This is a genomic window from Polaromonas sp. (assembly GCF_012927415.1).
Lineage (GTDB): Bacteria > Pseudomonadota > Gammaproteobacteria > Burkholderiales > Burkholderiaceae_C > Polaromonas.
In genome coordinates, this window is sequence record NZ_JABBPF010000202.1 from 1 (window position 1) to 10285 (window position 10285).

8 protein-coding genes, 2 pseudogenes and 1 CRISPR repeat array are annotated in these 10285 nt (G+C 57.4%); of the genes and pseudogenes, 3 read left to right on the forward strand and 7 right to left on the reverse strand.

Annotated elements, in window-relative coordinates:
• Positions 1-48 precede the first annotated feature (48 nt).
• Positions 49-1093: direct repeats of the CRISPR family, unit length 28 nt; unit sequence GTTCACTGCCGCACAGGCAGCTCAGAAA.
• A 475-nt stretch (positions 1094-1568) separates the two neighbouring features.
• Positions 1569-2030, forward strand: a complete 462-nt coding sequence (locus HHJ19_RS16460; protein ID WP_296908951.1) for a hypothetical protein — start codon at positions 1569-1571, stop codon at positions 2028-2030.
• A 429-nt stretch (positions 2031-2459) separates the two neighbouring features.
• Here the strand turns inward: HHJ19_RS16460 and HHJ19_RS16465 are convergent.
• Both HHJ19_RS16465 and HHJ19_RS16470 read right to left on the reverse strand, forming a co-directional pair.
• Positions 2460-2606 (reverse strand): annotated as a pseudogene (locus HHJ19_RS16465) (ATP-binding protein); the annotation flags it as partial.
• 169 nt (positions 2607-2775) lie between these two features.
• A complete protein-coding gene (locus HHJ19_RS16470; RefSeq protein ID WP_296908952.1) occupies positions 2776-3480 on the reverse strand; it encodes a glutathione binding-like protein in 705 nt (234 codons plus the stop codon).
• 64 nt (positions 3481-3544) lie between these two features.
• On the opposite strand from HHJ19_RS16470, the gene HHJ19_RS16475 reads away from it, so the two are divergent.
• Positions 3545-4222 (forward strand): hypothetical protein, encoded by a 678-nt coding sequence (locus tag HHJ19_RS16475; RefSeq protein WP_296908953.1) that lies wholly within the window; start codon positions 3545-3547, stop codon positions 4220-4222.
• A 402-nt stretch (positions 4223-4624) separates the two neighbouring features.
• Positions 4625-4750: pseudogene (locus HHJ19_RS16480) on the forward strand (RNA polymerase subunit sigma); the annotation flags it as partial.
• Between the two features lie 68 nt (positions 4751-4818).
• Here HHJ19_RS16480 and HHJ19_RS16485 read toward each other — a convergent pair.
• The 5 genes from HHJ19_RS16485 to HHJ19_RS16505 all read right to left on the reverse strand — a co-directional run.
• The gene (locus tag HHJ19_RS16485; protein ID WP_296908954.1) at positions 4819-6078 is read right to left on the reverse strand and encodes an acyl-CoA dehydrogenase family protein; all 1260 of its coding nucleotides are present in this window, start codon (positions 6076-6078) and stop codon (positions 4819-4821) included.
• Positions 6079-6119: 41 nt separating this feature from the next.
• Positions 6120-7211: a phosphotransferase family protein gene (locus HHJ19_RS16490; RefSeq protein ID WP_296908955.1), complete on the reverse strand. Its 1092-nt coding sequence runs from the start codon at positions 7209-7211 to the stop codon at positions 6120-6122.
• A gap of 27 nt (positions 7212-7238) precedes the next feature.
• Positions 7239-7964 carry a Crp/Fnr family transcriptional regulator gene (locus HHJ19_RS16495; RefSeq protein ID WP_296908956.1) on the reverse strand — a complete coding sequence of 242 codons (726 nt, stop codon included), beginning with the start codon at positions 7962-7964 and terminating at the stop codon, positions 7239-7241.
• 363 nt (positions 7965-8327) lie between these two features.
• Complete coding sequence (locus tag HHJ19_RS16500; protein WP_296908957.1) at positions 8328-9107, reverse strand: oxepin-CoA hydrolase, alternative type; 780 nt, start codon at positions 9105-9107, stop codon at positions 8328-8330.
• A 1-nt stretch (position 9108) separates the two neighbouring features.
• Positions 9109-10285 (reverse strand): 3-hydroxyacyl-CoA dehydrogenase (locus HHJ19_RS16505; protein ID WP_296908958.1); only part of this gene is annotated, 1177 nt, incomplete at its 5' end.

Genomic DNA, 10285 nt, shown 5'->3' on the forward strand with positions numbered 1-10285 from the left:
ACAGGCAGCTCAGAAATAATGTCGAAGAAATTTTAGACACCACAATTCGTTCACTGCCGCACAGGCAGCTCAGAAATGCATGTGTCGGAGTTCGGCAAGATCTGCGCAGTTCACTGCCGCACAGGCAGCTCAGAAATTTTTGGAGCCAGCCAAATGACTACCGTACGTGTTCACTGCCGCACAGGCAGCTCAGAAATTGTGAGGATAAGTCTTCCTCCGCAATTAAATGTTCACTGCCGCACAGGCAGCTCAGAAATGCTATTTTTGCGGCGTTGTCAATTAGGGTTTGTTCACTGCCGCACAGGCAGCTCAGAAAGCACGGAGACGTTTCGGGCGGGCCGGGCTTTAGTTCACTGCCGCACAGGCAGCTCAGAAACGTTTTAGCGCCTTGTTTCCCTCGATCACAGGGTTCCATGCCGCACAGGCAGCTCAGAAATGATGGTTGACAACGGCGCGAACGCCGGAACCGTTCACTGCCGCACAGGCAGCTCAGAAAAGCATGGCCGACATGGGCGGATCACCAGGGATGTTCACTGCCGCACAGGCAGCTCAGAAATTGACATTGCGCCGGGCTTTAATAGTCGTTTGGTTCACTGCCGCACAGGCAGCTCAGAAAAAGCTCAATGCCTACAAAGTGGCCGAGCAAAAGTTCACTGCCGCACAGGCAGCTCAGAAAATGGCCACGTTCGATTGCAGGTCGAAGGGTCGGTTCACTGCCGCACAGGCAGCTCAGAAAAAACGACGACCGTCGCACAGAGAGATGCTTATGTTCACTGCCGCACAGGCAGCTCAGAAAATGATGCTTTCACAACTTCACCCAACGCTTACGTTCACTGCCGCACAGGCAGCCCAGAAAAGTCGTGACTGATGCCAAGCGCCTTGGCAATCGTTCACTGCCGCACAGGCAGCTCAGAAAAATCCGTGCTCAACGCCCATGTCCGCAATTTCGTTCACTGCCGCACAGGCAGCTCAGAAATTGGTCCAATCGACCCACTGCATTAGGGTTATGTTCACTGCTGCAAAGGCTCAGAAAATGCAGGTAAACCAAAATGCCCACCGCCAAAGGTTCACTGCCGCACAGGCAGCTCAGAAAATAGATCGAGCTTTGGCCGATCCAAGCCGACATAATGTTAAGTGCAGAGTCACCCCGAAACGGGTGCAAAGACTAAAAAAATCGGGCTTCCAGCAGCTTCGCTTACCCGGACCCAAAATGTTGACTCTCGAAAACTCGTTCGCCACTTGCGCCCGTACACATTGACCGCGTACACCGAAGCCCACAGCCCCGACGTGCGCGACTTGGCCGAAATGGTCAGCCTGGCGACGCACAACGGCGGGGCTCACGGGATGTTGATGGACCCGTAAGACAGCCGGGCCCTGATGCTCATAGAATGCGTGACCCAGTACGCAGCCAAGCACGGCATCACAGAGCGGGAGCTGTCGGACGCCTTGAGGGACTAGGCGCGCGCGGATGAGGCCGAATATCTGGACGCCCTGCCGAACTGAGTAGTCAAAAATTAGCGGTACTCATCACCATGTCATTAAATTGTCCAATGCCTTTTTTGGCCCCCATGACTGCAAGACAGGGCTACATGGTGAGTGCAACCGGATTGTTGCCGTCTTTAAAATTACTCTCTCTGTCTGGACCTGAGCATCTGAGGGCAAATGTCTTGGTTGGCGGATTTATTCTTGAATGCTCGTTAAAGGCATTTATTACATACAAGAGAACTTCACAGCCTCAGCTATACGGACACGACCTAGAAGCACTTTGGCGCGATGCTGCGGTGGAGGGTCTAGAGATAGACAGGAATCCTCCGGCGTGGTGTGTGGCACTAAACAGCCTACATTTTGAAAACAAAGAGGACGCAACGGACAGAAGGACAAAAGGGGGAGGTAAGAATGATGCGAAATTTAAATATCCGCTCCGCTACCAAAGTGCGCACCACGGTCTAAGTTTTCCGGTGACAGTACACATGCTTGAGGGCATATCGTCAGTCTCTCAAACTGTTGAACTGGCATTGAAGCCGACTTGATACGATAGGCGGGGACGAAAGCCCTGTTGCTCTATTGGGAGTGGCAAGAACCCGACAGCATGGACACTTTCCCTTTTGGCGGTATTTTTGGCGGTATCTTTTCAAACGCAACTTTCAAACCCTAGCATCCATTAGGGTTACAGCCCGATATTAAATCCCCTCCGGGCAGACCAGACACTCACTTCACATCACTTCATAAAGTGCAAAACCCTCATGCCTACTGGCCCAGCGGGGGTTTTTGTTGTGTCGCATCGCATCAGGGAATATTAATGCGGTTCATCAAAATGATGTTATTTTTGACAGCATGTCCTACTACCGCACGCCCTCCGGTGGCCGCTTTCTTCCTGCCCTGCTTTTGCACTTGATGCGCCCTTTGACTGATGTGTGTCGTGTTGAAACCAGCAGTACTCGTCGTCAGTCCGGAAGACGGCAATGGTGAGTCAACCGGTCCCATAAAGCAAAGGTCATTTTGGCCTCACCGAACCAGGTGGATCACTTGGCGAATGTCAGATTCGTGGTAATCATCACTCAGGTCTGTTCGCACAGCTTGGACGGCAGATGGAACAACAGGATGCCACTGCCTGATGACGCAATCAGTGCCTCGGCGCTTGAAGGGTGCTTGCGTGTTTGCTCGCGGGTTTTTAGCAGGCTTGCCGCTCGAAGATGCTTGCCTGAATAATGCTACGGATTGAATAGCAGAAGAACCCCGTACTATATTGACCTGAGCCGTCAGTTGTTCATGTTTTTAGCGCTTTTGATATTGGGTATTGCCAAAAAGGATTTCTCGTTCCTTTTCGCCCGTGATGGTGCGGCGCCGGTCGGCCATCACATTTACGCCGCGTTGCACCGCCGGTCGGGCGCTGACCACGTCAAACCATTTTTTCAAATTGGGATAGTCGACCCAATCAATGCCCTGGTCTTCCCAACTCCGCAGCCACGGGAAGATGGCCACATCGGCGATGGTGTACTGGTTGCAGGCCATGAATTTGCTGGTGGCGAGTTGCCGGTCCATCACGCCGTAGAGCCGCTTGCTTTCCTTGGTGTAACGGTTGATGGCATAGGCGATCTTTTCGGGCGCATATTTTCGGAAATGGTGGGTTTGCCCGAGCATCGGGCCGACGCCGCCCACCTGAAACATCAGCCACTGAAGTACCTGGAATTTGAGGCGGTCAGTTTTCGGCAGAAGTTTGCCGGTTTTGGATGCCAGATAAAGCAGCATGGCGCCCGACTCAAAAAGAGAAATGGGTTTGCCGTCCGGGCCGTAAGGGTCGATCATGGCGGGAATTTTGTTATTTGGACTGATCTTCAAAAAATCCGCTTTAAATTGGTCGCCGGCACCAATATCGACAGGAATAGCCTCCCAGTCACGACCCAGACGAAGGCCACATTCCTCCAGCATGATGTGAACCTTGTGGCCATTGGGTGTGGGCCACGAGTAAATTTTGAGCATTGGTGTTTCCTTGGATTTGGTACTAATATGAGATTTTCTGCACTTTAAGAGAAAACATTGATCCATGTTTGAGCAGCTAAAAAAAGTCTTTGCACCGGAAAAATCGGATGGCCAGACCCCGCCCAGCGTCAACGCGGTGTCTGAATGGGCATCCACGCAAGGCCTGTCTTACAGCGGTTCAGCTGATGGCCATCGCTTTGCCATGACCGGGATGGTGGCCAACCGGCCCATGAAACTGGAGCTCGGCAACCCTACACGTGACTATATTCACGGCGGCGAGTTGCTGGCACGCGCGGAACTAAAGGTCAATGACGATGCTGCGGTTTTCGTCATCAATCGGCCCCTCAAGGAAGCACTGGATGCCCGCGCTTATGGCATGTTCACGGACACGCTGCAAACCAGGGTTAATCCCAGCCTGCCTGAGGAAATGCGCTGGATGGCCCTTTACGGAGAGGTCGGCTGGGACGGCTTGCCAAAGCTATTTTGGACACACTATTCGGTCATGGCTGGGCAGCGCGAGCACGCACGGAACTGGATTACGCCTGAGCTGGCCACCCTGCTTGTGTCATGGCCAACACCGGATGCCACGCGGCCCTTTATCCTGATGCTGTTGCGTGGAAAGGCCTATTTGCGCATGCAATATGCGCCCGGCGACATGCCGACGCTGGCGCACGCTGCTGCGGTCTTTCGCCACGCATGTGAATCAGCGCTGGCCAGCCACTCCACCGATATTTCTCTCTGATTTGGCGGAAAGGGCTTCTGGTCCAAGGAGAACGGTTGTAGTGTGCTATGAAAAGCATAGCTTTGCTGACCCGGATTTCCGGGAGGATGTCTGGCTTCTGTAGGTTCCGGCATCATGACTTCAACGGGAAGAACCAGGCGTCGTGCCTATGCCAGCCGGCTTGGGAGGCCCGGTGACATTTTGTCCGGGTGGTGCTGAGGCTACCGTCAGGCCATGGCGGTTTAATACGGATCGCCGCCGAAAAGCGAATCCGCTGCTGTGTGCGACATGTCGCCGCTGAAAGCGCAATTGCGCCCCCACACTATGGTCGATCATTAGGCAGAAACAATTGTCACGGTGACCAGTGCAATGCGTGCAAGACCGGCCATGAAATTCCTTTTTGATTCCGCAGTCGGCCACGCTGTCAAACTGGACGGCTTGTCGGTGCTGGGAGTTGCGAAAAGAACGGGAGTATCTGATTCAGCGGTGAAGTTTGGCGTTCACCGGGGATTGCGAGCTTTGGCGGCAAGAATCAGCGCGAGATTATAAAAACTGCCGCGGGCGCATGCTGCTGGGTTTGTTTCAGCAACAAGACACCTTAAAAGCCGGCAGATAAGTCAGCTTCCGCGCGTCACCGGCATCTCGACCTCACCGGGCAAAGCCAGATGCTTGGCCAGTTCCAGTTTGGCGAGCGAAGCGCGATGCACCTCGTCCGGGCCGTCAGCCAGGCGCAAGGTGCGCTGACTGGCGTATGCGTAGGCCAACGGGAAGTCGTCTGAAACGCCGCCACCGCCATGGGCCTGAATCGCCCAGTCGATGATCTGGCAGGCCATGCTGGGCGCCACCACCTTGATCATAGCGATCTCTGCTTTGGCAACCTTGTTGCCGACGGTGTCCATCATGTAGGCGGCCTTGAGGGTGAGCAGGCGCGCCTGCTCGATCATGCAGCGCGACTCGGCAATGCGCTCGCTCCAGACCGACTGGCGGGCAATTGGCTTGCCGAAGGCGACGCGGGAGTTCAGTCGCTTGCACATCAACTCCAGCGCACGCTCGGCAATGCCGATGCTGCGCATGCAGTGATGAATGCGTCCGGGGCCAAGGCGGCCCTGGGCAATTTCAAAACCGCGGCCTTCGCCCAGCAGCAAATTGCTTGCCGGCACGCGCACGTTGGTCAGGCGCACTTCCATGTGACCGTGCGGCGCGTCGTCATAACCAAAAACGCTCAAGGGGCGAATCACGGTAACGCCGGGCGCGTTGGCGGGCACCAAAATCATCGACTGCTGTTCGTGACGACCGGCCTCAGGATCGGTTTTCCCCATCACGATGTACACCGCGCAACGCGGATCGCCGGCACCGGACGACCACCACTTCAGGCCGTTGATCACATAGTCGTCGCCATCACGTTCGATGCGGCACTGCACGTTGGTGGCGTCTGACGAAGCGACTTCGGGCTCCGTCATCAGAAACGCGGAGCGGATTTCGCCCTTGAGCAGTGGATCGAGCCACTGGTCCTTGTTGGCTTCGGAGCCGTAACGCGCGATGGTTTCCATGTTGCCAGTGTCGGGCGCCGAGCAGTTGAACACCTCGGCGGCGAAAGGCACGCGGCCCATGATTTCGCACAAGGGTGCGTATTCGAGATTGGACAGTCCTTCAGGCGCCCGTGGTGAATGCGGCAAAAACAGGTTCCACAAACCGGCCGCCCGCGCTTTGGGCTTGAGTTCCTCAATCAGCGTGGTGGGAATCCAGGCGTTTCCCTTGGCCCTGTTTTCGGCAATTTCCCGAAAGAAACGGGCTTCATTCGGATAGACGTGTTCGTCCATGAACTTCAACAGGCGAGCCTGAAGTTCCTGTACTTTGGGGGTGTAGTCGAAGTGCATAAATATCTCCTGGGGTGTTGGGTAAGTGGGGAGGGGGGCTGTCAAGCCGGATTTTTAAGCGCAAAGTCCCACGCCATTTTTGCCAGCAGCGGCGCGCCCGCTGCCGAACTGACGGCCTGGGCGCTGGATGCTGTTCCGGCCTCCACGCGTTTGGCAATGCCCTGCAAAATTGCGGCAAGGCGAAACAGGTTGTAGGCCAGGTAAAAATTCCAGTCGGCTTTCAGCGCCTCGGGTGTGGTGAGGCCGGTGCGCTCGCAGTAGCGGCGGATGTATTCGGCCTCGGTCGGAATCCCGAGGCTGGTCACATCCAGCCCGCCAATGCCGCGGAACGCGCCGGGCGCTATATGCCAGCCCATGCAGTGGTAGCTGAAGTCGGCCAATGGATGGCCCAGTGTGGACAGTTCCCAGTCCAGCACCGCCAGAACGCGTGGCTCGGTGGGATGAAACAACAGGTTGTCGAGGCGGAAATCGCCGTGCACGATGGAGACCATGGTTTCATCGCGCGCGCTGGCCGGGATGTGGGCCGGCAGCCATTGCATCAAGCTGTCCATCTGAGCAATCGGCTGCGTGACGGACGCCGAGTATTGCTTGCTCCAGCGACCAATCTGACGTTCGAAGTAATTGCCGGGCTTGCCGTAGTCGGCCAGACCCTGTTCCGCAAACCTGACTTTGTGCAGGGCCGAGATGACACGGTTCATCTCGTCATAAATCTCGCCGCGCTGGTGGTTCGTCATACCGGGCAGGGACTGGTCCCAGAGCACGCGGCCTTCAACAAACTCCATGACGTAAAAGGCGCGTCCAATCACCGACTCGTCTTCACACAGGCAATACATTTTCGGCACCGGCACGTCGGTGCCTTGGAGACCCTTCATGACCTTGAATTCGCGCTCCACCGCGTGGGCGGAGGGCAGCAGCTTGGCCACCGGGCCGGGTTTGGCTCGCATGACGTAAGACGCGCCTGGCGTGAGCAGCTTGTACGTCGGATTGGATTGCCCGCCATTGAACAGCTCCACCGTCAATGGACCGTTGAAACCACCCAAATGTTGAATCAGATAGGCGCTGAGAGCCTCGGTATCAAATGCCTGGTTGCCGGTGACGGCACGAGTGCCAATGAAGTGGTCGAAATTGCTCATGCGGGGCTTGCCTCTTTAAGTCTTGCTTTATTTGTCAACATCGGCTTCAGCAATTCGCATGAGCTCTTCGCGGTTGCGCACCACTAGGCCGCCCGGCTCGACGCGGATGAAGCCGTCGCGCTCCATGGATTTGAGCTCCTGATTGACGCGCTGGCGCGAGGCACCGAGTAATTGCGCCAGCTCTTCCTGCGCAAGCTGCAGGCCGATGCGCATTTCGCGTCCGTCGGACAGGCTGGGCACGCCATAGCTGCGCACCAGGTGCAGCAGTTGCTTGGCCAGACGTGCCCGCAACGGCAGCGTGTTGAGGTCTTCCACCAGCCCAAAAAGCTGGCGGATGCGCCGTGCGTGCAGGCGCAGCAAGGCTTCGTACAACTCGACATGATGAGTCAGAATCTTGCGCAGGTCGCCGCGCGTCACGCACAGGGCAGTGGTAGTGCCATGGGCATACGCGTCGTGTGTGCGCCGTTCGCCGTCGAAGATGGCCACATCGCCGAACCAGATTCCCGGCTCGACATAGGTCAGCGTGACCTGTTTGCCCGAGATGGACGTCGAACTGACACGCACAGCACCCATTGCGCAGGCGATCCATTCCTCGGCCGGGTCGCCCCGGGCGGAAATCAGTTCGCCGTCTTTGTAACGTTTGACGTAAGCGCATCGGAGAATGTCGTGCCTCAGGGATGGGGACAGGGATGAAAACCAGCGGCCGCCGTTGATGGCTGCTCTTTCATCTATCGTAAGAATAGGATCGTCCATGGTCTGTCTTTTGCGTGACTAACAAGCCCTGCATTGTCGCTTCAGGGACCGGCGAGGCCGCTGCCGCCTGTCGCATGGGTGTCGTGCCTGGCGCATTTGCGTGCGTTGTACGTTAAACCCTGTCGCTGAGCCTGCGAGGGCTCCGGTCTGGCGAGTCGGCTTGAATGCGATGACCGACGGCACGGTCAGCCACTTGACATCGTTATGGCAGGGATAGTGGCCGGAGTTGCAGATGCTCCTGAATAAATAGCAGACCAAGCCGATTCTTGCTGGACACAAAGCCTGTTTCGTTGAAATTTTGTTATTTTCAACAGCTGTTCGCCCTTGGGGCAAGACATGGCCATTGCTGCCGCGGCCTGTCCGCTAGCGGTACTGTGGCGTGCGTTTTTGCAAAAAAGCGTCGATCCCTTCACCACCGTTGGCGTGATGCAGGTTTCGAATGAAGTGATTGCGTTCGCTGTCCAGCTGCTGGCTCAAGGTATTGCTGGGCGCGTCGTTGATCAGCTCCTTGATGCTGGCCAGTGCGTTGGGTGCCAGCCCATTGAGTCGGGCGGCGATCTGCAACGCTTCGCCAAGGGCGCCGCCTGCGGCGGTGATGCGGTTCACCAGGCCCAGTGCATGCAGCCGCTGGGCACTGATACGCTCGGCACCCATCAGCAATTCGCTGGCGAGCGCGCGGGGCAGGGCGCGCGCCAGGCTCCAGCTGCCACCACCGTCGGGTGACAGGGCTACCGCGCTGTAGGACATCACGAACACGGCATTGTCTGCAGCAACGATAAAGTCGCAAGCCAGGGCCAGCGAAAAACCGGCGCCAGCGGCGGCGCCCTCGACGGCAGCAATCACTGGTTTCGGGTAGGTGCGTATGGCGTCAATCCAGTTGTGCAAGCCTTCAATGCTCTGCGCCTGCACCTCGGGCGGCTCACGCCGGTTAGCCTGCAGACGTTGCAGGTTACCGCCAGCGCAAAACATGCCGGCTTCGCCTGTAATCACTACGCTGCGGATCTCGTTGCTGGTTTCAGCCGCGCTGAGGGCTTCAATGCCGGCAGCGTAGATGTCTGGACCCAGCGCATTTTTGAACTCGGGGTTGCTCAGCGTCAGGATGAGGGTGTTGCCCTCGCTGGTACTTTTCAGCGAGCCGGACATATCAACTTTCCTCGTGCATCAGACTCAGGCCAATCGCACCGCGGCGACGCAGCCATGGGGAAGGGCGGTAGCGCTGGTCGCCGTAAACAGTCTGCATGTTGAACAGGACTTCCAGCACGTTGGTGGGACCATAGCGGTCGCCCATGGCCAGTGGCCCCATGGGATAGCCAAGTCCCAGCGTGACCGCGGTTTCAAGGTCTTTCGGGCTGCAGATACCCTGCTGGCAGATGTCGCTGGCAATGTTGACGATGGTGGCGACGACCCGCTGGGTGACAAAACCGCCGCTATCCCGAATCACGCTGACCGCCTTGCCATCGCGCGCGAACAACGCGTGAGCGGCGTCACGCATGTCGGTGCGGGTGGCAGGGTTGGTCGCCAGCACGCGCCGCTTCGTGGCCGCATCATCAATCAGCATGTCGATGCCCACAGTGCGTGCCGGGTCAAGGCGCTCCACTACCGCGACTGTGGTGATGTCAAAACCCAGTGGCGCCACCAGCGTCAAGGCCTGCAGGGAAGGCGACGGGCCGGTCTCGATAATGGCACCGAGATTTTTCAGCAGCTGCAGCAGCTCTGAACGCCGGGCAGCCCGGGGCGAAACCCAGACTGGTGGAAGTTCTGCCACCTCAGGCACCGGGGCTTCGGCCGGAACTTGTGCCACGCCGCCTTCATAGCGGTAAAAGCCTTCACCGGTTTTGCGCCCCAGCATGCCGCCTGCCAGCCGCTGCGCGGTAATTACGCTCGGACGATAACGGTCTTCTTCGTAATACTGGTGGTAGATGGATTCCATTACAGGATGCGAAACATCCAGCGCGGTCAGGTCCATCAATTCGAAGGGCCCAAGCTTGAACCCGGCCTGGTCGCGCAGGATGCGGTCTATGGTGGCGAAATCAGCTATGCCTTCGCTCACGATGCGCAGCGCTTCGGTGCCGTAGCCGCGCCCGGCGTGGTTGACGATGAAGCCGGGCGTGTCCTGCGCCTGCACTGGTGTGTGACCCATCTGGCGGGCATACTGGCTCAAAGTACCGCAGACTCCGGCGCTGGTTTTCAGGCCGGCGATGACTTCCACCACCTTCATCAGCGGAACCGGATTAAAAAAATGGTAACCGGCAAAACGTTCGGGATGCCGGAGTGCCGCAGCAATGGCTGTCACGGACAGGGATGAGGTATTGCTGGCCAGC